At 40.0% G+C, this 24,490-nt stretch carries 24 protein-coding genes; 3 read left to right on the top strand and 21 right to left on the bottom strand.

Going from position 1 to position 24,490, the window contains the following annotated elements:
- Window positions 1–5 precede the first annotated feature (5 nt).
- The 4 genes from ftsY to rnc form a co-directional block, all read right to left on the bottom strand.
- Window positions 6–1,355: a signal recognition particle-docking protein FtsY gene (gene ftsY / locus JZO85_RS05475; RefSeq protein ID WP_207107489.1), complete on the bottom strand. Its 1,350-nt coding sequence runs from the start codon at window positions 1,353–1,355 to the stop codon at window positions 6–8.
- A gap of 17 nt (window positions 1,356–1,372) precedes the next feature.
- Window positions 1,373–2,188 carry a Cof-type HAD-IIB family hydrolase gene (locus tag JZO85_RS05470; protein WP_207107488.1) on the bottom strand — a complete coding sequence of 272 codons (816 nt, stop codon included), beginning with the start codon at window positions 2,186–2,188 and terminating at the stop codon, window positions 1,373–1,375.
- Window positions 2,185–5,778, bottom strand: coding sequence for a chromosome segregation protein SMC (gene smc / locus JZO85_RS05465; protein ID WP_207107487.1), 3,594 nt, complete (start codon window positions 5,776–5,778; stop codon window positions 2,185–2,187). Before smc ends, JZO85_RS05470 begins: the two co-directional genes overlap by 4 nt.
- Window positions 5,779–5,944: 166 nt before the next feature.
- Window positions 5,945–6,640: a ribonuclease III gene (gene rnc, locus JZO85_RS05460; RefSeq protein WP_207107486.1), complete on the bottom strand. Its 696-nt coding sequence runs from the start codon at window positions 6,638–6,640 to the stop codon at window positions 5,945–5,947.
- Window positions 6,641–6,805: 165 nt separating this feature from the next.
- On the opposite strand from rnc, the gene JZO85_RS05455 reads away from it, so the two are divergent.
- A complete protein-coding gene (locus JZO85_RS05455) occupies window positions 6,806–7,309 on the top strand; it encodes a cysteine hydrolase family protein (protein ID WP_207107485.1) in 504 nt (167 codons plus the stop codon).
- An 85-nt stretch (window positions 7,310–7,394) separates the two neighbouring features.
- Here JZO85_RS05455 and acpP read toward each other — a convergent pair whose 3' ends face one another.
- From acpP to JZO85_RS05430, 5 genes are all read right to left on the bottom strand, one after another.
- Window positions 7,395–7,640 carry an acyl carrier protein gene (gene acpP / locus JZO85_RS05450; protein ID WP_034708719.1) on the bottom strand — a complete coding sequence of 82 codons (246 nt, stop codon included), beginning with the start codon at window positions 7,638–7,640 and terminating at the stop codon, window positions 7,395–7,397.
- A gap of 116 nt (window positions 7,641–7,756) precedes the next feature.
- A complete protein-coding gene (gene plsX / locus JZO85_RS05445; RefSeq protein ID WP_207107484.1) occupies window positions 7,757–8,758 on the bottom strand; it encodes a phosphate acyltransferase PlsX in 1,002 nt (333 codons plus the stop codon).
- Between the two features lie 168 nt (window positions 8,759–8,926).
- Entirely contained in the window at window positions 8,927–10,960 is a 2,034-nt protein-coding gene (gene recG, locus JZO85_RS05440) for an ATP-dependent DNA helicase RecG (RefSeq protein ID WP_207107483.1), read from the bottom strand.
- A 235-nt stretch (window positions 10,961–11,195) separates the two neighbouring features.
- On the bottom strand, window positions 11,196–12,878 hold the full coding sequence (locus JZO85_RS05435; RefSeq protein WP_207107482.1) for a DAK2 domain-containing protein: 1,683 nt from the start codon (window positions 12,876–12,878) through the stop codon (window positions 11,196–11,198).
- 29 nt (window positions 12,879–12,907) lie between these two features.
- Window positions 12,908–13,270, bottom strand: coding sequence for an Asp23/Gls24 family envelope stress response protein (locus tag JZO85_RS05430; RefSeq protein ID WP_010742791.1), 363 nt, complete (start codon window positions 13,268–13,270; stop codon window positions 12,908–12,910).
- Window positions 13,271–13,582: 312 nt separating this feature from the next.
- Here JZO85_RS05430 and rpmB point away from each other — a divergent pair, with 312 nt between their 5' ends.
- Both rpmB and JZO85_RS05420 read left to right on the top strand, forming a co-directional pair.
- Window positions 13,583–13,771, top strand: a complete 189-nt coding sequence (gene rpmB, locus JZO85_RS05425) for a 50S ribosomal protein L28 (RefSeq protein WP_010747188.1) — start codon at window positions 13,583–13,585, stop codon at window positions 13,769–13,771.
- A gap of 245 nt (window positions 13,772–14,016) precedes the next feature.
- Window positions 14,017–16,611: a YfhO family protein gene (locus tag JZO85_RS05420; protein ID WP_207107481.1), complete on the top strand. Its 2,595-nt coding sequence runs from the start codon at window positions 14,017–14,019 to the stop codon at window positions 16,609–16,611.
- Window positions 16,612–16,741: 130 nt separating this feature from the next.
- On the opposite strand, the gene truA is transcribed toward JZO85_RS05420, so the two are convergent.
- The 12 genes from truA to JZO85_RS05360 form a co-directional block, all read right to left on the bottom strand.
- Entirely contained in the window at window positions 16,742–17,488 is a 747-nt protein-coding gene (gene truA, locus JZO85_RS05415) for a tRNA pseudouridine(38-40) synthase TruA (RefSeq protein WP_207107480.1), read from the bottom strand.
- Between the two features lie 124 nt (window positions 17,489–17,612).
- Entirely contained in the window at window positions 17,613–18,185 is a 573-nt protein-coding gene (locus JZO85_RS05410) for a DUF6434 domain-containing protein (RefSeq protein WP_207107479.1), read from the bottom strand.
- Between the two features lie 136 nt (window positions 18,186–18,321).
- Entirely contained in the window at window positions 18,322–19,119 is a 798-nt protein-coding gene (locus tag JZO85_RS05405; protein ID WP_207107478.1) for an energy-coupling factor transporter transmembrane component T family protein, read from the bottom strand.
- Window positions 19,109–19,978 carry an energy-coupling factor ABC transporter ATP-binding protein gene (locus JZO85_RS05400; RefSeq protein WP_207107477.1) on the bottom strand — a complete coding sequence of 290 codons (870 nt, stop codon included), beginning with the start codon at window positions 19,976–19,978 and terminating at the stop codon, window positions 19,109–19,111. The genes JZO85_RS05405 and JZO85_RS05400 overlap by 11 nt, the downstream gene beginning before the upstream one ends.
- On the bottom strand, window positions 19,954–20,790 hold the full coding sequence (locus JZO85_RS05395; RefSeq protein ID WP_207107476.1) for an energy-coupling factor ABC transporter ATP-binding protein: 837 nt from the start codon (window positions 20,788–20,790) through the stop codon (window positions 19,954–19,956). Before JZO85_RS05395 ends, JZO85_RS05400 begins: the two co-directional genes overlap by 25 nt.
- Window positions 20,791–21,043: 253 nt before the next feature.
- On the bottom strand, window positions 21,044–21,424 hold the full coding sequence (gene rplQ / locus JZO85_RS05390; protein WP_207107475.1) for a 50S ribosomal protein L17: 381 nt from the start codon (window positions 21,422–21,424) through the stop codon (window positions 21,044–21,046).
- A 27-nt stretch (window positions 21,425–21,451) separates the two neighbouring features.
- A complete protein-coding gene (locus JZO85_RS05385) occupies window positions 21,452–22,390 on the bottom strand; it encodes a DNA-directed RNA polymerase subunit alpha (RefSeq protein WP_010747196.1) in 939 nt (312 codons plus the stop codon).
- A gap of 80 nt (window positions 22,391–22,470) precedes the next feature.
- Complete coding sequence (gene rpsK, locus JZO85_RS05380; RefSeq protein WP_016179483.1) at window positions 22,471–22,860, bottom strand: 30S ribosomal protein S11; 390 nt, start codon at window positions 22,858–22,860, stop codon at window positions 22,471–22,473.
- Between the two features lie 24 nt (window positions 22,861–22,884).
- Window positions 22,885–23,250 (bottom strand): 30S ribosomal protein S13, encoded by a 366-nt coding sequence (rpsM, locus tag JZO85_RS05375; RefSeq protein ID WP_146622764.1) that lies wholly within the window; start codon window positions 23,248–23,250, stop codon window positions 22,885–22,887.
- An 18-nt stretch (window positions 23,251–23,268) separates the two neighbouring features.
- The gene (gene rpmJ, locus JZO85_RS05370; RefSeq protein WP_010742772.1) at window positions 23,269–23,385 is read right to left on the bottom strand and encodes a 50S ribosomal protein L36; all 117 of its coding nucleotides are present in this window, start codon (window positions 23,383–23,385) and stop codon (window positions 23,269–23,271) included.
- A 33-nt stretch (window positions 23,386–23,418) separates the two neighbouring features.
- Complete coding sequence (gene infA / locus JZO85_RS05365; protein WP_010742771.1) at window positions 23,419–23,637, bottom strand: translation initiation factor IF-1; 219 nt, start codon at window positions 23,635–23,637, stop codon at window positions 23,419–23,421.
- A 174-nt stretch (window positions 23,638–23,811) separates the two neighbouring features.
- Entirely contained in the window at window positions 23,812–24,459 is a 648-nt protein-coding gene (locus tag JZO85_RS05360; protein ID WP_207107474.1) for an adenylate kinase, read from the bottom strand.
- Between the last annotated feature and the right edge of the window lie 31 nt (window positions 24,460–24,490).

Raw genomic sequence — 24,490 nt, 5'->3', positions numbered from 1 at the left:
TTTTTTTACTCTTCTTTCAGCAATCCTTTAAATAATCCCACAGCAAAATCATTTGGATCGAATGCCTCAAGGTCATTAAGCCCTTCACCCAAACCAACAAGTTTTACTGGCAGATGCAGCTCGTTTCTGATCGCCAGAACAATTCCACCTTTTGCAGTTCCATCTAGTTTCGTTAGGACTAACCCTGTGACGTCCGTTGTCTCTTTAAATTGACGCGCTTGTACTAATGCATTTTGCCCTGTTGTCGCATCAACAACTAATAATACCTCATGTGGTGCCGTTGGAAACTCGCGCTTAATTACTCGTTTGATTTTTTCCAACTCATTCATCAAATTCACTTTATTTTGCAAGCGTCCTGCTGTATCGATCAGTAAAATGTCATAGTTTTCTTTTTTGGCTTTATCTACTGCATCGAAAACCACAGCCGCCGGATCCCCGCCAGCATTGCCGCGAACAACCTCTACACCAGAGCGTTGTCCCCAAACGACTAATTGGTCAATTGCTCCCGCGCGGAACGTATCAGCTGCTGCTAATAAAACTTTCTTTCCTTCGTTTTTATACTGATTTGCCAACTTTCCGATACTGGTCGTTTTTCCAGTACCGTTAACACCAACAAATAGAATTACACTTAAACCATCAGTTTGCAGGTTGATTTTATTATTTTCATTAATACCTTCTGCCTCATAGATTTCTACCAGTTTTTCAATGATAACATTTTGGACTTGGGCAGGCTTCTTAGCATTTTTTAATTTGACCTCTTGTCGTAGAGAATCCGTCAGTTTAATAGCGGTATCAAAGCCGACATCAGCTCCTATCAACGTTTCTTCCAGTTCCTCGAAGAACTCTTCATCTACTCGACGGAAACGAGCAAATAATTCATTCATCCGTTCTCCAAAAGACTTGCGTGTCTTTTCTAAACCTTTGTCATACTTTTCTTGAACCGTCTCTTCCGTTTGTGCAGATTCTGCTGGAATACTGACTTCTGGTTCAACTACAGTCGAATCAGCTTCGTCTTCGGTTGCTTCTTTGCTGTCTTCCGTCTGCTCATCTGATAGTTCTTCGCTGGTCGTTAACAAATCATCCGCTTGTTCGACATTCTCTGTGTTATCCGCTTCATCCGCAGATAGCTCCTGTGACTGACTATCCAGCTCCTCCGTTGCTCGCTCCTGTGATTCTTCAACCACCTCTTCGTCTTCAGCAGCCTCATCCTCAACGGGCGTTTCGACTAATTCTTTCGTTTCCGTCTCGTCTCCGGCATCAGAAGCTACTTTATCTTCAACGACCTCTTCTTGTTTTTCAGTTTCTTCGTTTTGTTCACCGGTAAAGGCCTTTTTTATGCGGTCAAATAATCCCATTTAAAATCCCCCCTTATTTAGTTCAATTCATCAAACACGAATTTTTGGATAGCATGGGCAACGCCGTCAGCTTGATTGGTTCTAGTCACAAAATTAGCGGCAGATTTAACACACTCAGTAGCATTTTCCATCGCTACCCCCATACCTGCGTAAGTGATCATTGATAAATCATTTGCTTCATCACCTAAAGCCATCATTTCATGTGCTTCAATTCCAAGGTGCTCTCCTAGCACTGAAAGACCAAATGCTTTTGTCACACCTCGAGGCATAAATTCTAATAAATTTGGTCTAGTTTTAAAAATTTCAAAGTGTTCGTATTCTTCCGGAGAAATCAAGGCAATCTGCTGATCTAAATATTCCGCGTCAACAGCTGAAACAACCTTGTTATATAACGTATCCTCCTTTAATGTCTCTACGGTCTTAGGCACATAGGTCAGTGCTTTGTTCAAAGTCGGATAAATTGAAGGATGATTCTCCGAAGTTTCAAATTGGAAACATAAGGCATCTGACAACACATCCATTGGCAAGTCAAGTTTCTTCAATAATTGATAGATATGCTTCACCTCTGACAATTTCATTGCTGTCTTACCTAAAATTTCTCCTGTATTCGTTTGAATCAATCCACCATTGAACGTGATCGAGTAATCATCTGCATCAAGCAGGTTCAACTCAGATAGATAATCTTTAATCGCAATCAATGGACGACCTGTGCAGATTACAATTTTAACCCCTCTAGCTTTTGCTTCTGCTAGTATTTTTTTATTTGCATCGGAGATCGTCTTTGCGTCAGTTAATAATGTACCATCTAAATCAATCGCCACTAATTTTATCATTCCAGAGATTCCCCTTCCTTCACTTGAAATTTCCCGTCATCTTTTACTTCCTCAAGTCGCACTGAAATAATTTTTGAAACACCGGATTCTTGCATCGTAACACCATAGAGTACGTCTGCAGCTTCCATCGTCCCTTTTCTGTGTGTAACTACAATGAACTGCGTATCGTTTTGGAAAGCACTCAAATAACGACCAAAACGAGCGACATTCGCTTCATCTAAAGCAGCTTCAACTTCATCTAAAACACAAAATGGTACTGGACGAACCTGAATGATTGAGAACAATAATGCGATAGCCGTTAATGCGCGTTCTCCACCAGAAAGAAGCGATAAACTTTGCAATTTTTTCCCTGGCGGTTGTGCCTCGATTTCAATTCCTGTGTTTAATAAATCATCTGGATCTGTTAACACCAGCTCTGCTCTACCTCCGCCAAACATGTTGGGAAATACCAGATTAAATTTCTCGCGAATTGCTTGGAATGTCGTGTAGAAACGAGTTTTAACTTCATCGTCCATCTCATCCATTGTCTCAAACAACTGCTCTTTAGCTGATAATAGATCGTCACGTTGTGTGGTAAGAAAGTCATAGCGTTCTTCGACTTGTTGATATTGCTCAATCGCATTTAGATTCACTGGCCCTAGTTTTTCGATTGCCTGTTTCAATCGACTAACTTCATTTTGGGCAGCCAGCTGATCAATTTCAGGATTTGCTTGAGCTTCAGCACCTTCAAAGGTTAGGCTGTATTCTTCCTGCAGATAAGCTAAAGCGTTGTCTAATTTCAGCTCATAACGATTTTTTTGAACATCCGCCTGCGATTGCCGCGCCAATAAATGTTTTTGCTCACGATTGGCTTCAGTCAATGCATTATCTGCCTGATCAACTTGACGTTGCAAGTTCTGACGTGTTTCTTTCCATAAGTTCAATTGCTCTTGCAAGTGTTCGCGAGCAACAGCCAGTTCTGTCAATCGTTGATTTAGACTTTCCTCAGATTCCTCATGATCCGATGAGTCACTAGAAAGTGCTAGTATTTGGTTCTCTAGCTTCGTTATCTGACTAATCAGCTCATTGATTTGCTCCTCAAAACTTAATGCTTGTCGTTCTAAGTAGAGCAAACGTTCATCTAATACTGCATAATCAGCTTGTAATCGGCTAAGTTCAGCATTGATGTTAGCTCGTTTTTCTTCTAGCTGATCGCTTTCTTCATTCATCTGTTGAATTTCTTGATTGATTTTTTCTTGCTGTGTCTTTAATTCAACTTGTTGAACTTCCAATACTTCTTTTTGCGACTGATAATCTGTTAAGAAGCTTTCCAGTTCCTTCGCCTCATAAGAAAATAGCGTCTGCTCTTTTTGCAAGCGGACCAGTTCAGCGCTGACACGTTCTTCATTACTTTGTGCTTCTTGATATGCAAAACGCGTTTGTTCACCTTGCGTACGTAAATTATCTAAGGTCTCCGTTTGTTCAGCCACTTTGGTTTGCAGCTCACGAACGAAGTTTTCCTTTGTTTGTAATGCTTGATTGATTTCTTCGTAGCGTTTTGTCCATTCGGCTAATTCATGGCCTTGATTGAACAAATTCCCTCGATTGCCTTGCTTGGTGGCTCCGCCGGTCATTGATCCTCCAGCGTTCATCACATCACCATCTAAAGAGACTACCCGAACTTGATAGCGCAACTGACGAGCAAGCCGATTCGCACTATCTAGATCTTTGGCGATTACGATTGCTCCTAATAGATTCTGCATGACAGGAGCAACCTTTTCTGAAAATGACACAAGCTCACTGGCAACTCCTAAAAAACCAACCTCTTCTTTAAGCGCTTGATACTGCTGGACTCCTAAACTGCGCGGTTTGATTGTCGTTAATGGAAGAAATGTCCCTCGACCACTGCGCTGCTTTTTCAAGAAGGTAATCCCTTGCCGCGCATCTTTTTCATTTTCTACGATGATGTGCTGAGCTGACGCCCCTAAAGCAGTCTCGATTGCCAACGTGTATTCTTGCGGTACTTGAATCAGCTCCGCCACTGCACCAACAATTCCGTTCAATTGATCTTTGTGCTGCAGGACACTGCGGACTCCTTGATAAAAACCGCTATAGTTCTCTTGGATTTCCTGAAGACTTTTTTGTCGTGCTCGCGCCTGCTGAACCTGACTCATCAAATCGTACATCAGCTGCTGTTCTTTTTGCAATTGCTGCTGTGCACTATCCTTTTCTTCTGCTAAGCGAAGATAATTTTCTTGCTCTTTTGCCAACCACTTCTCTAAGGACTGACTCTTAGCCTCAGCAGCTTCTTGTTGTGTCGTCAACTCTTTCAGCTGTTCCCGTAAAGCTTCAAAGCGTGTCATACTCTGTTGGTTTTTAGCCGTTTCTTGGGTATACTGACGCTCTAAATACTTCAACTCATTGCTGACATTCGCAGACTCCTGCATTAATTCAACATATGTACCACGCAGATCTTCCAATAATTCTTTTGGAGATTTTTTATATTTTTCTGCTTCTACCATCAATTGCTGAATTTTTTCTTCCAGTGCGAGTTTTTCCGCTTGTTTCTCAGCTTGCTGCGTTTGAATTCCCTGCAAATTTAACTGTGTCTCTGTTTTTTTCTTGCGTTGTTCGGTTAATGCAGCTTGATATTCTGTGCTGGTCTTTTGGGTATTTTTGGAGCGTTCGCTTAGCAGTTCTTTCTGTCCTTCAGCCTGTTTTAATGCTTCCGATAAATGCAATAACTGCTGCTGACCTGTTTCTAACTGTTCATCCAATGAGCCGCGTTTTTCTCGCAATATTCCTAACTGCATTTCCGTCTGTTGAATAAAACAGCTTTTTTCTTCAACTGTTTTGGATAGCTCTTCAAAATCAGCCTTAGCCGATTGCCATGAGTCGCGAGTCTGCTTGATTTTAGCCACCGTTAAGCTGACATCAGTTGCTGTTAACTCTTTTTTAAGCGCCAAAAACTCCTTAGCTGCTTCACTTTGAGCAGCTAAAGGAGTCAGCTGATCTTCTAATTCATAAATAATGTCCTGAACCCGACTAAGATTATCCTCTGTCTCAAAAAGCTTTTGCTCTGCTTTGCGTTTTCGTTGCTTATATTTCAGAACACCGGCAGCCTCTTCAAAAATACCACGACGATCTTCAGGTTTGCTGGCAAAAATTGCTTCGACTTTCCCTTGAGAAATAATTGAGAAAGACTCTTTTCCTAAACCAGAATCCATGAACAAGTCCTGGATATCTTTCAAACGACAGGCCTTCTTATTAATGAAAAAATCACTCTCACCTGTTCGGCGATAACGTCTCGTTACACTAACTTCACTAAAGGCCAATGGCAAATAATGATCCGTGTTGTCTAATACAACCGTTACTTCCGAAATATTTAACTGTTTTCGTGATTCCGAACCAGCAAAAATAATATCCGGCATCTTCCCCCCACGCAGACTTTTCGCAGACTGTTCTCCCAAGACCCAGCGAATTGCTTCAGTGATGTTGCTTTTGCCGCTGCCGTTTGGTCCAATGACTGCTGTCACACCTGGTTCAAATTCAATTTTAGTCCGATCGGCAAAAGATTTAAAGCCGGCGATTTCAATTCTTTTTAAATACAAAATGCTCCTCCTAAAATTTCATAAAAAGCCATACGAACTTGCACAGCAATGGAAAATGCTGTGCAACTTAGAATTATACATGTTCGTTAAGCTGGATATAGTCAATACTTACAGAAACAGTTCTACCCGCGACGTTTATCATTCTGAATCTCTCAAGAGAAGCTGATTATTTTTCCGAAATTTTTGTCAACGCCTTTTCCGCCGCATCCTGTTCAGCTAATTTCTTTGATTTACCTTGTCCTGATCCGATCAATTGATCATCTGCATAAACATCAATCGTAAAAACTCGTTCATGAGCGGGGCCCTCTTCGTTGACCAACCGATAATCGATCGTCACATCACCGCTTTTTTGTAAAACCTCTTGCAGACGAGTCTTATGATCCATCTCTCTTGTAAAAACACCTGCTTCAATCTTTGGGAAAACAACTGTTTGGATAAATCGCAACGCGACATCATAACCTTGATCTAAATATAAAGCACCTAAAAAAGCCTCGAATAGGTCGCATAAAAGTGCTGCTCGGTCACGGCCACCAGAGTTTTCTTCACCCTTTCCCAACATTATATAATGATCAAAATGGCATTCCTTCGCAAATTTTGATAGGCTTTCTTCTCGTACAATCGCCGAACGCAGACGGGTCAAGCGTCCTTCCGGCAGGTTTGGATAATAGTGATACAAATAGTCCGATACTTGAATTTCTAAGACAGCGTCCCCTAAAAATTCTAACCGTTCATTATCTGAAATATTCATGTTACGGTGTTCATTCACGTATGATGAGTGGGTAAACGCCTGTTCCAATAAGTTAACATCGTGAAAGACGATGCCGTAGTTTTCTTTCAATTCATTGATCAACTGTGTATCCATGGGCTCATTCCTTTTTTTGAGATTTCCATCACGCTTTATTATACTGTTTTTTCCACAAATTTTAAATCAGAAGTCGCGATAGTAAGAAATTTTCAAAAATTCATCGAAGTTTTTTCTTCTTGCTTTTAAAAATGTTAAAGTAGAAAAAAGAGCGGAGGAAATTTAATGGAGAAGCTTGCTGAGGCACTATTGATTATTGATTTACAAAAAGGTGTTTGCTTTGATGATAAGACGATCGATCATTTTTCTGATCTGATTACGCTTGTTAATCAACGAATGAAACTATATCGCGAACAAATCAAACCAATTATTTTCATTCAGCACTGCGACGAGGACTTAGTTCCAAATTCGAAGTCTTGGGAGATCGTAGATGAATTAGAGCGCAAAGAACACGATATTATCGTGCAAAAAACACATGCTAATTCCTTTTATCATACTAACCTGCAAGCTCTCTTACAGCAACAGCAAATCACCAGCCTAGAAATTTGCGGTGCCCAAACCCAATTTTGTGTCGATACCACTATAAAATTTGCCCATGGCCTAGGCTACCAGCTGACCATGCTGAAAAATGGATCGACCACCTATGACAATGAATTTCTTTCTGCTTCGGATACTATTGCTTTTTACGAGAATATTTGGAATAGACGTTTCTTGCATTTGATTCAATAAAAAACTTCGTCCTCAGCGACGAAGTTTTTCTCAGCATTTATTTAAATAAAAAATGCACCAGCAAACACTGATGCACCTTTTTTCGTTAAGCTTGGTTGTTTTCCATAATGTAATCAACTGCAGCTCCAACTGTTTCAATTTTCTCAGCATCTTCATCAGAAATTTCTGTTCCGAATTCATCTTCCAATTCTAAAACAAACTCCATGATACTGATTGAATCTGCATTTAAGTCGTCTTTGATACTCAATTCAAGAGTCACTTTGTCTTTATCGATTTCAAAATGATTTGAAATTATTTCAGCAACTTTACTAAATACTTCTTCACGAGTCAACAACATTCACCTCCGCCTGATCAACTATTATTCGTCTATGTTTTACCAGAAGGTCACAGTTCATTTTACTGATGTTTGATTACTTTGTCTACCTTTTTCGCTAAATTGCCATACCCCTATTCTTCTGTAGAGGGTTCAAAAAACTGTACCAATTGTCCAACAACATTCGTATCTAGCATTGTGTGGATTTGATCAATTGTGTTGGCTACAGCTTCAGGACCAGTAGAGCCATGTGTTTTAATTACGGGAGCTTTAAGACCGAACAACACCGCTCCACCATGAGAAGAATAGTCCAATTTGTCTTTTAAGCCATATAATGTATCTTTTAACATCGCAGCGCCAAGCTTCCCTTTGACACCGGCATCATCAATACTGCTTTTCAACAAGCCCATTAAGCCCATCGCAGTTCCTTCAATCGTTTTTAACACGGCATTTCCGGTAAATCCATCAGTTACGACAACATCTGCCGCCCCATTTAGAAGCTCTCTAGCTTCCACATTTCCAATAAAATTGATGCTTTCTTCAGCTTGCAGCATCTTGAAGGCCTCTTTCGTCAACTCGCTGCCTTTGGTTTCTTCTGTACCATTATTCAAAAGTCCTACACGTGGATTCTTTATTCCACGAACATGTTTCGCATAAAACGATCCTAAAATTGCATATTGATGGATGTGTTCTGCCTTATTTTCAGCATTCGCACCTAAGTCCAACATATCAAATCCACTATCGCTATTCAAAACCGGCAGTGTCGACATTAATCCTGGTCGTTCGATCCCCTTGATTCTTCCTACGACAAACAAGCCGGCTGCCAATAACGCTCCTGTATTCCCTGCTGAAAAAATGGCATCTGCCTTGCCTTCTTTGACCGCTTGAGCGGCTAAGACCATTGAGGCTGTTTTTTTCCGGCGGATCGCCTTCACAGGTTCATCCTCGCTGTTGATCTTTTCATCCGTATGAATGATCGTAATATTTTTTTCATTGGTAATATATTGACGAATCGCGTCTTCTTTTCCATATAATTGAAACTCAATCTCGGGATGATTTTTTTGGGCTAACATTACGCCCTCCACGATCGCTTTTGGTGCAAAATCGCCACCCATTGCGTCTACAGCAATTTTCATGAGAAAATTCTCTCCTTTTTTTCTTTTACTAAGTCTATTTCCTTAAAGAAAATAGGTTCGATTAAAGAAACAACTGTCATTCATGTTTTTACTCAAAAATCTTCATTCAAACAATTAAAATCAGAAATGACAACTAGTTTCTTTAAATTTTTCTACAGTATAGCATACCTAATCAAAATATGTTTCACCAGTTTCAGTTGGTTTTAAAGTCTCTGCTAATGGTGCAAAGGCCGGTTGTGCTCGCCAATCCTCGATTTCCCAAATCTGATTAGCTTCATCTCGTGCTACTTCCAATACATTTGCATCATTTACAAGATCCGCTATCAGAAACTGTGGCAGCCCCGATTGACGGAAACCAAATACCTCGCCTGGCCCCCGTAATTCTAAATCCTTTTCGCTTAAGACAAATCCATTATTCGTCTCAGTCATAATTTTCATGCGTTCTTTTCCCATTTCATTTTTCGGACTAGCTACTAAGATGCAGTAAGAGGCATCCGATCCACGACCGACTCGGCCGCGTAATTGATGAAGCTGCGCCAAGCCAAAACGGTCTGCATCCATGATAAACATCACAGTTGCATTTGGAACATTGACACCAACTTCAATAACTGTAGTAGATACTAAAACCTGACTTTGATTGTCCTTGAATTCTTCCATGATCGCATCTTTTTCAGCATTCTTCATTTTTCCATGCAAAAGATTGACCTGATAGGTTGGTGCGTAATACTCTTTCAAATGTTCATAGATTTCTGTTGCATTTTTCACATCTAGCGCTTCTGATTCCTCAATCAATGGACAAATCACATATAGCTGATGCCCCGCTTGCAATTCCTGTTTTGCCCAATCTAACGTGTGCTCCAGCTGTTTTGGTTTGATCCAACTCGTTTTGACGGGTATTCGTCCTGCCGGCATTTGATCAATAACAGAAACATCCATCTCTCCATAGGCAGTAATCGCCAATGTACGCGGTATCGGTGTCGCTGTCATAAATAAGACATCCGGATGCAGCCCTTTTTCTCGCAAAACTCTGCGTTGATTTACACCGAATCGATGTTGCTCGTCAGTAATGACTAATCCAAGATTCGCAAACTGTACATCGTCTTGAATTAAGGCATGGGTCCCAATCACTACATCGATCTCCCCATTTTGCAGACCAGCTAGAATTGCTCGTCTTTCCTTGGTTTTTGTGGAACCAGTCAATAGCGCTGTTGTTAATTCCAGCGGATCAAACAATTGATTCAAACTTTCCAAATGCTGTTGAGCCAAAATTTCTGTTGGTACCATTAATGCTCCTTGGAAACCAGCAGTCATAGTCGCATACAACGCGATTGCAGCAACAACTGTCTTCCCGCTACCAACATCTCCCTGCAGCAAGCGCTGCATATGCTTTTTACTGCGTAAATCGTAACAAATTTCGTTAGTCACTCTTTTTTGTGCATCCGTTAATTCAAAGGGCAGCTTTTTAGTAAAGTCTTTCAGGCGTTTCACATCATATCGAATTGCAATCCCGTTTTTTTCACTACGTTCGCTTTTTTTCAAGCCTTGCATTCGCATTTGAAATAGGAAGAACTCTTCAAAAACGACTCTTCTTTTGGCTTGATGGCTCTCTTCTGGATTTTTGGGGAAATGCATCGCCCGCATTGCTTGTTTTCTAGGCATTAGCCGGTATTTTTCCAATAAATAATCAGGCAAATTTTCCGTTACCTGATCACCAAATTTTTCAAATGCAGCTTTAATCAAATCAACTAGTGTACTTTGCCGGATGGCTTTAGTCACATGATAGATTGGCGCATACTCTTCTGTTTGCTTACCGCCTAAAATTTTCATCCCAGTTAGCGATTTCCGTTTAGCGTCCCACTTCCCATAAACGGCTAATTCTTCACCGACTTCAACTTTATCTTTTAAATAAGGCTGATTGAAGAAGGAGACCATAAAAACTGCGTGATCTTGCATCATCCGAAACTGCAATCGACTTTTTTTGTATCCAAAACGACTGACCACCGGAGCTGAAACAACCACACCTTTCAATGTGACTTTCTCTTGATCATTGATTTCTAATAGATTTCTTTCTTGAATATCCTCATAACGAAATGGATAATAGCTTAATAAATTCTCAATCGTTACGATTCCTAACTCAGCTAATGTTTGTGCACGTTTTGGTCCTACACCCGGCAGTATCGATACAGACTCTTGAATCGACATAGGCAACCTCCTTTCATTTTTGTAATTCAGCTAACTCATTTTAAAGGAATGTCATTTTTCCAAAGTCAGGAAGAATAAACTACCCTCGTACGCAGACGGTCCAACTAAACTCAATCTGCTCATATCTAGTGAACAAATTAGATGTAATGTAAACTTTATGCACTGCGAAAAGCTAGACTGGCAAAAAGGAGGGGTGAGCCAGATATTCTTGGCCACTCCCTCCGACTTTTACTTATTATTCTGCTGAAAGCAGGTATGGATAGACAGGCTGCTTTCCTTCATGAATCTCAACTTCTAACTCAGGATAACTTGCCTCGATTGCTTCACTCAATTTTTCAGCTTCTGCTTGCGTACCTTCTTCGCCAATAATGATCGTGATGATTTCAATATCCTCACTAATCATTTTTTTCAAGGTATCTAAGGCTGCTTGGTATTTATCTGCTTCAGAAAGAACAATTTTCCCGTCAATCATCCCTAAGTAATCGCCCTCGTGAATTTCAACACCATCGATTGCAGTATCACGAATTGCGTTTGTGATTTGACCGCTGACTACCGATTCAAGCATTTCAGTCATCGCTGTTTTATTGTCCTCCAAGCTTTGCTCACCATTGAAGGCTAACATCGCTGTCATTCCTTGAGAAACAGTTTTACTTGGTACAACAGCTACAGGAATATCGGCTACTTCAGCTGCCTGATCCGCTGCCATAAAGATATTTTTATTATTCGGCAAGACAATGACTTGATCTGCATTGACTTCTTTGATTGCTTTTAAAATATCTTCTGTACTTGGATTCATGGTTTGACCGCCGCTGATTACATACGCCGCTCCTAAACTCTTGAACAATTCTTGAACACCTTCACCAGCTGCGATTGCAATCACTGCATAAGGCTGATGTTCTGCTGGCGCTGCTTTGAATTCAACTGCTTCTTCATCATGCTCCAAAATCGTTTCATGTTGCAGACGCATATTATCAACTTTAACTTTGATTAAAGCACCAAATTTTTGTCCATAATTCATTACTTCGCCTGGATGTTCTGTATGCACGTGAACTTTAACAATTTCATCATCATTGACAACGAGTAATGAATCACCAATACCGTCTAAATAGTTGCGGAACGTGTCATAATCAAAATTACTGTCAACTGTTGGTCCTTCACCTAGACGAACCATAATTTCGGTACAGTACCCAAACTTGATGTCCTCTGTTGCCAATTGACCTTGCACGCTGCGGTGATGTTCTGCATTAACCATTTCATCCATTTCTGCTGGACTTGGTTCATATGTGTCATCTGCTTGGAATTCACCGTTTAATGCGTTTAGAAACCCTTCATAGATGAACAGCAATCCTTGACCGCCACTGTCGACTACGCCAACTTCTTTTAAAACCGGCAACATGTCTGGCGTTTTATCCAATGCTTTTTTTCCATATTTAACAACAGCTGACATTACTTCAATCACGTCATCTGTTTGTTTTGCTTTACGCTCACCGGCCTTAGCTGATTCACGTGCCACAGTCAATATTGTTCCTTCGACAGGTTTCATTACTGCTTTATAAGCAGTTTCTACACCATGAACGAGAGCCTCAGCTAAATCTTTTGCATTTAATGTATCGACATCCAAAATTTGCTTAGAGAAGCCACGGAATAATTGAGACAAGATAACACCGGAATTTCCCCGTGCCCCCATTAATAGACCTTTTGCTAAAACATTCGCTAATTCTCCAACTTTCTCAGAAGCAGAATTAACAACAGCATTCGCGCCGCTAGTCATAGATAGGTTCATATTGGTTCCAGTATCGCCATCCGGCACTGGAAATACATTTAATGAATTGACATACTCTGCATTAACTTGCAGACGTTTAGCGCCAGCCTCTACCATTTCTTGGAATTGACTCGCGCTGATTTCTGTTACCTTCACTTACTTAGTCCTCCTTAAGAACGCTGCCTTTAGTCAGGCAGAACACGTACACCTTGAACGTAGACATTCACCGAATTAGCTGTAACTCCAAGCATCGTTTCCAAATTGTATTTCACTTTTTCTTGGACATTGCGCGATACTTCTGAGATCTTCGTGCCGTAGCTGACGATCGTATAAACGTCAACAGCGATTCCGTTCTCTTCTTGACGTACAACGACGCCGCGTGAATAATTTTCTTTTCTTAAAATCTCTGTGATATTGTCTTTAATTTGATTTTTACTAGCCATACCGACGATACCAAACACGTCAGTAACTGCACCGCCGACAACCGTCGCGATGACGTCGTTTGAAATTTCGATCATACCAGTCTGTGTATTAATTTTCACAGCCATAGTTGTTAGCCTCCTTAAATAGGCCTATTCGCCCATTTTTTCTACTATAATAGTTTATCATAGCCCTATGACAAATAAAAGAAAGTTCCATTGCGATTTGCTGATAGGGCACTCCCTGCGTATCGCAATTTTCTTACATCAAAGCTTTTGCTTAAAAATTTTTACGCTAACAGAGTATAATTTACCTGCAAATCCTTTGAATGTCAATCTTTCTAAAAAAATTCACTTGCTAATCTTGCTGATATATGCTATTTTATTTTAGTATGAGCCAAAGAAGCGCTCCAATATCAAGGCTAAAGGAGGAAACAACACATGGCAAAAGTTTGCTATTTTACTGGTCGTAAAACAAGAAGTGCAAATAACCGTTCTCACGCTATGAACGCTACTAAACGTACTGTAAAACCTAATTTACAAAAAGTTCGTGTATTAGTGGACGGAAAACCTAAAAAAGTTTGGGTCTCAACTCGTGCTTTGAAATCTGGAAAAGTTGAGCGCGTTTAATATTATCCAACTAAATCAAACCGTTCATATATGAGCGGTTTTTTGTTTTCCTATTTTATTTACATAGCTACAATGAAAAAGCGGGTCGCTTAAGTCGATCCGCTTTTTTCTCTTCTCACTTAGATAAGATAGCCCGACGCATAATTTTCAAATCTTTGCTCGAGTTTCATAGCTCTTTCACAATATTTTGCTATATCTATGGTAAAATTTGGATAGTCTGTTGAAAGAAGTTTGGTGATTTTTATATGAAAAACTATCTTAAAGAAAACCGTTGGTATTTACTGTCCAGTTTTTTCCTGCCGCTTTTACTCATGGTAATCGTCTATTTAACGATTGGGATTTATCCAGGATCAAGCCGCAGTGTCTTAGCCAGTGATGCCTTCTCACAATTTTCGAATTTTCATGCAAGTTTTAGAAATATGCTTTTGGGCAAACAAGGTCTTTTTTATACTTGGAACGCCTCGATGGGGCTTAATTACTTATCGCTAGTCTCCTATTATCTTGGCGGTTTCTTTACTCCGCTGGTCATTTTCTTTCCAAATCAGTTAATGCCTGATGCATTGTATTTCTTAACACTGATTAAAATTGGTTCAGCAGGGTTAGCATTTTGGTTTTATGCCAAAGGCAGTTTTAAATTACCCGATTGGTCACGAGTAGCACTTAGCGTTACCTATGCCTTGATGTCTTTTGCTATTGCCCATTCTGAAATCATTATGTGGCTGGATGCCTTTGTTTATCTACCCTTAATTATTTGGGGCATTAATCGCGTGATGGATTTGAAGAAACCGACCGTTTTGTTTGTTTCCTACTTAATGCTGTTTTTGACAAGCTTTTATATGGGCTTTATGATTGGTGTCTTTTCAGTATTGTATTTCATTGCACGCTTGATCACCAATTGGAAACCCTATAAAAAAAGTATCATTCCATATGGAGCCACTTCACTATTAGCCGGTTTTGCATCAATGATTGTAATTTTGCCATCGATTCTCGATCTGCGAACAAACGGTGAAGAGTTGACTCAGATCACCACCTTTAAAACAGAAGCAACAAGCTGGTGGGATTTTATTGCAAAAAATTTGATTGGTTCTTACGATACAACGAAATATGGATCAATCCCATTCATTTATATCGGCCTTTTGCCATTAGCTCTATGTCTGTTTTTCTTTATCTGTAAAAAAATCCATTGGAAAAACAAACTTGCTTACGGTTTGATCGCCGCAATCTTAATAGCAAGTTTCTATATACAACCAATGAATTTATTCTGGCATGGAATGCATGCGCCGAACATGTTCTTGTTCCGCTATGCTTATCTGCTTTCCTTTTTAATCATCACTCTGGCCGCTTGGGGCTGGGAAAAATTGGATCGAGAAAATATTTTACAGTTAGTCGCTTCTCTCCTGCTGCTAATTGCTGTCTTTGCGATTTTCTGGGGTATGAAGGACAAAGATTATGACTACCTTAAAAACATTTCACTGTATATCACAATCGGATTCTTAGCTGTTTATGCGTTAGTCTTTACCGCGCATCATTTTAATAAGATTCCATTGAAAGTTCTTAGTATTCTGCTATTACTATTAATGTCTACAGAAGCCTTCATCAATAGCGGTTTTATGGCACGTGGTATTTTAAAAGATTGGAATTATGCCTCTCGTAGTCTCTACACAGAGCCCTATCCTTCAATCAAAGCCTTAGTTGATGAAACAAGGGACGATAATGATACCTTTTATCGCATGGAAAATCTCGATCCTGTCTCATCAAATGACTCCTTTAATTATGGCTATAGCGGTATCAGCATGTTTTCTTCGATCCGCAACCGTCATTCGTCTGGCTACATGGATCAATTAGGCTTCCGGTCAAGAGGAACCAGCTTGAACATTCGCTATCAGAACAACACACTGCTTGCCGATGCATTCACTGGTATTAAATACAATATCGCAAAAGCTAAAAACCTGAATAAATATGGTTTTTCTAAGATTAAAAGCATTGGTGAGTATAACCTTTTCGAAAATAATCATCATTTGCCATTAGCTTTTACCGCTCCAACAAGCATTGATAAATTAAAGGCTTTGCCAAATGATAATCTTGGTACACAAACTCAATTGTTCAATGCCTTGTCGCAAGAACAATTCCAGTATTATCAATTCTTGCCAATCACACAAGTAAACACAAAAAACGCCACCGTTACCAACGCTGGCAATATTACGACTATCACGGAAAAACAAGGAAATGTAGCAAAAGATGTCACCTGGAAAGTTCAAGTTCCAGCAAATACACAAGCTTACTTAAGTCTCTATCCTTACGACTTCGCTGAATTAGAAAGCTCCACTGCCACCGTTACAGCTGACGGTCAAACGCGCCAAGCGCAAATCGGGATCAGCGGACAATATTATGACTTAGGCTACTATCAAAAAGCAACGATGGTCACTTTTACTGCAAGCTTTTACGGAACAAAAGCCATCAGCTTCCAAAACCCGCAAGTTTTGGCGTTAGACACCGTCGCTTACCAATTAGCTGTTGATAAGATTAAAGAAAACGGCGTGGATATGAAAGCTGGTAAACGCAGTGTGGAGGGGACAGTAAATGCTAAAGAAACACAAACACTGATTACCACAATTCCTTATGATGAAGGCTGGTCAGCCAAAATCGATGGAAAAAAAGTAGATACGAAAGCCTTTCAAAACGCCTTTGTCAGCATTCGCGTACCAAAAGGTGAGCACAAAGTAACCTTTAGCTATCTACCTAAAGGATTTATCGCAGGAGCTTTTTCTTTCGTAATCGCGATTGGGATGTTTATCCTCTATTTGCGAACGTTAAAACAAAAACAATCACATCGACATTAAAAAGAACCACACATTTCAAAAAAAAGGAAACTTTTTATTTTGGATAGTTGCTCCCCTTTTATTCACTTGTTGTAAACAAAAGGAAACATCCAGCACCAATCACGTAGATTGCTGTTGGATGTTTTCTTTTTTATTCATATTTTACTTCTGCTAAGTATAGTCCTTCTGGATGAGCTGTTGGTCCAGCAGTATTCCGATCCTTCGCCTCGATAATCGCTGGAATACTGTCTGCCGGGATGCGTCCATTCCCAATTTTTAGCAAAGTACCTACTAATATCCGAATCATCTTATATAAAAAACCATTCCCACGAAAAATAAACGTCAATTCCGTTCCCGCTTTATTTATCTCCACGTCTGCTTGATAGATCGTCCGAACTTTATCCTCTATTGAACCACCCGTTGCGCAAAAAGAAGTAAAATCATGCGTTCCTAATAAATCCGGTAAGGCTTGACGAATCAAATCCAAATCTAAAGGATAGGGATAATATGCAGCATAATATCGTCGAAATGGACTTCGTGGTTTAGTTATTTGGACTTTAAAATGATACGTTTTCTCCACAACATGATAGCGAGCATGGAACTCATCATCCACAATTTCAACTGAAGAAACGGCAATATCATCTGGTGTTTGAGTATCTAACGCAAATCGCATCCTTTCTAACGGACGCTCCTGTGGATAATCAAAATGAATCACTTGGCCAATTGCATGAACTCCCGCATCCGTTCTCCCTGAGCCAAAAATCGTTACCGAAGATCCATTATTCATTTTCTGTAGTGTTTTCTCTATTTCTTCCTGCACTGTTCGGCCATTCGGCTGCCGTTGAAACCCATTAAAATTTGTTCCATCATAGGCTATCACCGCTTTATATCTAACCATCGTACTTCTCCTTTTTAATAGTAAGGAAATCCTTTTTAGCTGCTTCCATTCCACTCACTTATTGAGTCTCTATACACTTAACTCTGGGATTTATTTCTCTCACGAAAAAATAGAACAGGTATATTCAGCAGGTTTCCAACGCTTTCAAGTCTGCTGCATGGTATTTATTGTCGCCTGGTAGTGCTCTCTTATACTTCCAGCAAACAATAGCCTCTTGTAGGGAGCGACCCTGATTATCAGCAAAAAAATCACGAATATAGGTATTGTATTCAAATTGCGAATCAATTTTTTCAGGTTTCTTAGCTGCGATTTCTGAATAAACTTCAACAGCCTCACGGTACGTTTTGCCAGCATTAGACTTCAGCCATTTTTGAAAAGCCACTTTAAAACTGAAGGTTTCGCCTAATTCCCTCCTAAAAAAGGTACGATGCTTTTCAGAACATACTATATTTTCTTCAATCAAACTATTCAATGTAATTTCTTCCGTGCGCACAGCTTTCTGCTCTTCATTCACAGCAGTCAACCGTTGACCCGTACGCAAAAAATGCTCGATCCGTTGATTTAATTCTGCTTTGCTCCCTGACTTAACCAGGCCCTGTTCTTGGCAAAATAACTGTAACTCCGCCTTTAAATAGTAATAATCAAGGAAAGCATCAGGCTTCAATCCAACTTTCAATTCCGGGCGCTTCTCAGTCACTTTTCTTCCCCCATTCGTTCATACTATTATTCATCCTAACATAAAAAAGATAAACTTAAACTCAGAAAATCACAAAACATGCTCTTCATATCCCATCTCAAATCAGCGTAATAAAAAAGCTTGGATTTCTCCAAGCTTAGCTGCGTAAAAAGATCAAAATAATGGTCGCAACTCCAAAAACTACAAGAACGATCGTATCTCGTAATGCCCATTGTAATTTGCGATACTTACTGCGGCCTTCGCCTCCCCGATAGCCACGAGCTTCCATCGCAGTCGCTAAATCTTCCGCGCGATTAAAACTGCTGACAAATAAAGGAATCAACAAAGGAACAATCGCTTTAACCTTTTGAATCAAGTTGCCATCATTAAAATCTACTCCACGCGCACGTTGCGCATTCATGATTTTTTCTGTTTCATCCATCAAAGTTGGTACAAAACGTAGAGCAATCGACAACATCAACGCAATTTCATGAACTGGCAAATGAAATCTCTTCAATGGATTCAGCAAGGATTCAATTGCATCTGACATTGATAATGGCGGTGTCGTCAACGTTAATAACGTTGACATAAATATGATCAGAACAAAACGACAAAAGATAAATAGTCCATTTTGGATTCCATAAGAAGAAAGACTGAACACGCCCCATGACCAATATAAGGTACCTCCACGAGTAAACAACACTTGCAGCGCTACTGTAAAAATAATCAGCCAAATTAACGGTCTGACTCCCTTTAAAAAGAAGTTCAAATTTATCTTTGATAAAAACACGGCAAACATAGTAAAAGCACCTAAAAATAAATAGCTTTGCCAATTGTTTGCCAAAAAAATAATCCCAATGAAATAGAAACTAGCAACTAATTTAGCACGTGGATCCAAACGATGAATCAGAGAGTTTCCAGGAATATAGCGACCAAAGATCAATTTATTCATCATGAGCAGGACCTCCTGCAAATTTTACGATCCAGTCCGCCAATTCATTTTCTGTCAACGGTAATTCATCAAAAACCGCGCCTCGCTCCCGCATCTTCACAGCAAAGGCGCTTGCTTGCGGCACACCTAATTGTTTCTCCTTTAACCATGAAACATCCGCAAATACTGTCTGTGGCTCTCCGTACTTCACTACGTGGCCTTTCTCCAAAACATAGACGTAATCGGCAAAATTTGCCACATCATCCATTAAGTGAGTGACTAAAACGATTGTTATATTCTTTTCTTGATGCAGTCGCCAAAACATTTCCATCATTTCTTTGCGCCCAAGCGGGTCTAAGCCAGCTGTTGGCTCGTCTAAGACTAAAACTTCCGGTTCCATAGCTAGAACTCCCGCAATCGCTACGCGGCGCATTTGACCCCCAGAAAGCTCAAATGGCGAGCGATGTAAGTATTCTTCATCCAAACCGACTAATTTCAAATTCTCTTGAGCTAAAGCGAGTGCGTTCTCATCGCTTACCCCAAAATTCTTTGGTCCAAAAGCAATATCTTTTGCAACAGTCTCTTCAAATAGCTGTGCTTCTGGAAATTGAAAGACAATCCCGACTTTTTTACGAACTGGTTTCAGATTTTTGTTATCTGTTGTAGGTGTAATCGTTCGGTCGCCAATTTCAACGTGCCCAGAAGTTGGTTTCAATAATGCATTCAAATGCTGCAACAGAGTAGATTTCCCACTACCCGTATGACCAACTAATGCCGTATATGAGCCTTCCTTGATGTCCAGATCAATATCATAAAGTGCACGTTGTTCAAAGGGAGTATTCGGTTGATAAACGTAGCTTACTTTCTCAAAACGGATGTCCATAACCAGTCCATCATCCCTTCTTCGTCTAAATAATCCATTGGTACTTTCACACCACGGGCCTTCAACGCAGATTTTAATTTCTCAGGAAACGGTAAATCAAGTCCGAGCGAAACTAATTCAGGTCCAGCAGAGAAAATTTCTTCAGGTGTGCCTTCTTGATACAATTCTCCTTCTCGCATTACTAAAATTCGGTTTGCGCTGGCCGCTTCATCAATGTCATGGGTAATAGAAATAACTGTCAGATCACTTTCTTCTTTAATTTCACGGATTGTCGCAATGACATCATCACGACCTTCAGGATCTAACATACTGGTTGCTTCATCCAAAATAATAATATCTGGGCGCAAAGCCACCACACCAGCAATAGCTACTCGTTGTTTTTGACCACCTGATAGACGAGCCGGCTCACGTGTTGCAAAATCTAACATTTTAACTTTTTCCAAAGCATCCTGAACGCGCACTTGCATTTCACTCCGTTCAATTCCTTGGTTTTCTAGACCAAAAGCAACATCATCTTCTACCGTTGCACCAACAAACTGGTTATCTGGATTTTGGAAGACCATTCCTACCATTCGGCGAATGTCCCAAACTGAGGCCTCAGACAGTTTCATTCCTCCAACAGTCACTGTTCCTTTTTGTGGTAAATGAAGGCCGTTGATCGTTTTAGCCAGAGTTGATTTCCCCGACCCATTATGTCCAACGATAGCGATCCATTCACCTTTCTTAATCGAAAAACTGACATCTTTTAAAGCAGGTGTCGCTTCTTCTTGATAGCTAAATTCAATTTGATTGATTTCAATAATTGGCTCCATGGTTGCACCTTTCCACTTCTTTACAAATCTGTTCTAAGCCTAGCAAAAAAGCCACGTTTTATCAATCCTTGATACTCAATAAAATGCTTTTGTATACCTATCTGTCTTGACAGTAATTTTGGGTATAAAAAAACACTTTATGATGAGTGCCGGCTTCCCAGTCATTCTGGGAAGCGGCGCTGAGCTAGACTCGGAGAAAATCTCCAACATCATAACACTCTAAAAGAATCATCTATAAAGTGAAGAGTGATTATTATACAAGTTCTAAAACAACCATAGGGGCGTTGTCGCCACGACGAGGTTCAGTTTTCAAGATACGAGTGTATCCCCCTTGACGTTCAGCATAACGAGGCGCAATGTCATTGAATAATTTTTGCAATGCAGATTCAACAACAACTTCTTCGTTTTCTTCGCGAATTTCAGCAACTTCATTACGTACAAAGCTAGCAGCTTGACGACGTGCATGAAGATCCCCGCGTTTTCCTAAGGTAATCATCTTTTCAGCAGTTGAACGAACTTCTTTCGCACGAGCTTCAGTCGTCACGATACGTTCGTTGATAATTAAGTCAGTTGTTAAGTCACGCAACATCGCTTTACGTTGGCTAGATGTGCGTCCTAATTTACGATAACTCACGTAGGTTTCCCTCCTTTGTAAACAATATTAATCGTCTTTACGTAGTCCTAATCCAAGATCATGCAATTTAGCTTTCACTTCTTCAAGTGATTTACGACCCAAATTACGTACTTTGATCATTTCAGGTTCAGACTTATTCGTTAATTCTTGAACCGTATTAATTCCAGCACGTTTCAAGCAATTGTACGAACGTACAGACAAGTCTAGTTCTTCGATGGTCATTTCTAACATTTTTTCTTTTTGTGTTTCTTCTTTTTCAACCATGATTTCAGCGTTTTTCGCTTCATCTGTAAGATTTACAAAAATATCTAAATGTTCAGTTAAAATTTTCGCTGCAAGGCTCAATGCTTCTTGAGCAATGATTGATCCATCAGTCCAAATTTCCATCGTTAATTTATCGAAATCATCACGACGACCAACACGTGTATTTTCAACTTGATAGTTTACTTTGCGTACTGGTGTATAGATAGAATCGACTGGAAGCACACCGATTGGCATATCTTCCTTTTTATTTTCGTCTGCTTGAACATAGCCTCGACCAGGTTTTACTGTTAAGCGCGCATGGAATGTCGCTCCTTCAGCAACAGTACAAATGTACATATCTTTATTCAAGATTTCAACGTCGCTGTCAACGATAATATCGCCGGCAGTTACCGTAGCTGGTCCAGTAATATCGATCTCAAGGGTTTTTTCTTCTTCAGCGAATAATTTCAAAGCCAAACCTTTGATATTCAAAATGATTTGTACAACGTCTTCTCTTACACCTTTGATGGTTGAAAATTCGTGTAACACACCATCGATTTGAATATTAGTAATGGCAGCGCCCGGTAAAGAAGAAAGTAGAATACGACGTAGAGAATTACCTAAAGTAGTTCCATAACCTCTTTCCAAAGGTTCAACAACGAACTTGCCATAATCTCTGTCTTCATCAATTTTTGTGATTCTTGGTTTTTCGAATTCAATCATTCTTGTCTTTTACCCCTTTCAAAACGAAAAGTGTCTTGTTCAATGACGTTCCTGTAAAACTCATAGAAAAGAGGCACTCATTAAACACGACGGCGTTTTGGAGGGCGGCATCCATTATGAGGTACTGGAGTCACGTCACGAATTGCAGTTACTTCTAAACCAGTTGCTTGCAATGAACGAATCGCTGCTTCACGACCAGAACCAGGTCCTTTAACAGTTACTTCAACACTTTTCAATCCATGTTCCATTGCAGCTTTTGTTGCTGTTTCAGCAGCCATTTGAGCAGCGAAAGGCGTAGATTTCTTACTACCTTTGAAGCCTAATGAACCTGCAGATGACCATGCTACGGCATTACCGCTTGCATCAGTAATCATGACGATTGTATTATTGAAAGTCGAATGAATATGAGCAATACCTGTTTCGATATTCTTTTTCACACGACGCTTACGATTGACTTTCTTTGCTACCATGAAGTTTTATACCTCCTTCACTAATTATTTTTTCTTACCGGCAATAGCGCGAGCTGGGCCTTTACGAGTACGAGCGTTGTTCTTCGTGTTTTGTCCACGTGTTGGCAACCCACGACGATGACGGATTCCACGGTAAGAACCGATTTCCATCAAACGTTTGATGTTTAAGTTAGTTTCACGACGAAGATCGCCTTCAACTTTTAATTTATCAACTTCAGCACGGATAGCGTCAGTTTGTTCGTTTGTTAAATCACGTACACGAATATCTTCTGAAACGCCTGCATCGGCCAAAATTTGTTTCGCTGTAGTATTTCCAATACCGAAAATATAAGTAAGAGAAATTACCACGCGTTTATCACGAGGAATATCTACTCCTGCAATACGAGCCATACTTAATTACACCTCCAATTATCCTTGACGTTGTTTATGTTTTGGGTTTGCTGGGCAAATCACCATAACACGTCCATTACGACGAATGACTTTACAATGTTCACACATTGGTTTTACTGATGGTCTTACTTTCATGATTATACCTCCTGAAGTTTTACGGAGTACAACTTACTTAAAGCGATAGGTAATGCGACCACGGCTCAAATCATAGGGAGAAAGTTCAACAGTAACCTTATCTCCAGGTAAGATTCGAATATAATACATCCGGATTTTACCAGATACGTGTGCAAGAACTTCGTGTCCATTTTCCAATTCGACTTTAAACATTGCATTCGGCAAAGTTTCGACGACTGTTCCTTCGATTTCAATCATATCTTCTTTTGCCACGCAGAGTACCTCCTTGTAGTTGTTTCGCATTTTCACACGATAAAATGGCGGAAACTGCAGTTCCCACCCTAATTCTAAAGTTAACTTCCAAAAATCTAGAAGTCGGACTGACAAATTCTATCATAAAACATCGAACTTGGCAAGATAAACTGCATCTCAAGTCGGCAGGCAAAATTATTTTTCGATAATCTTTTCTACATCCGCAAATACGGCATCAATTTCACGATCTCCATCAACTGGATATAACAGACCTTCTTCTTCATAATAAGCTAAAATTGGTTCACTGTTTTTAATGTTTACAGAGAGACGATTTTTAACTGTTTCTGGCTTATCATCTTCACGTTGGTAAAACTCATGACCACCACAGCGGTCGCAAGTATCTTCTACTTTTGTAGGGTTGAAGACTTTATGATAAGTTGCACCGCAATTACGGCACATGAAGCGTCCTGCCAAACGTTCAACTAACACTTCTTCTGCTACTTGAATTTCAATCACAGCATCAATCTTTTTGTTCAAGTCCGTTAACATTTCGGCTAATGCTTTGGCTTGATCTAAAGTACGAGGGAACCCGTCCAATAAGAAACCTTTTTCAGTATCTTTTTGAGCTAAACGTTCCTTCACGATACCGTTAGTAACTTCATCTGGGACCAAATCCCCTGCATCCATATAAGATTTTGCTTTCAATCCGAGTGTTGTCTCGTTTTTGATTGCTTCTCGGAACATATCCCCCGTGCTAATATGCGGAATATTGTACGTTGCAACAATTCTTTCTGCTTGTGTCCCTTTTCCTGCCCCTGGCAGTCCCATTAAGATCAGGTTCATTGCTTTCCCTCCTAAATATTTGAAGCGAGAA

Origin of the sequence: Candidatus Enterococcus murrayae, from assembly GCF_017315985.1 — a bacterium.
Taxonomy (GTDB): domain Bacteria; phylum Bacillota; class Bacilli; order Lactobacillales; family Enterococcaceae; genus Enterococcus_A; species Enterococcus_A murrayae.
Note: the sequence above shows the minus strand (reverse complement) of the source record. Positions and strands in the feature narration are given on the sequence as shown.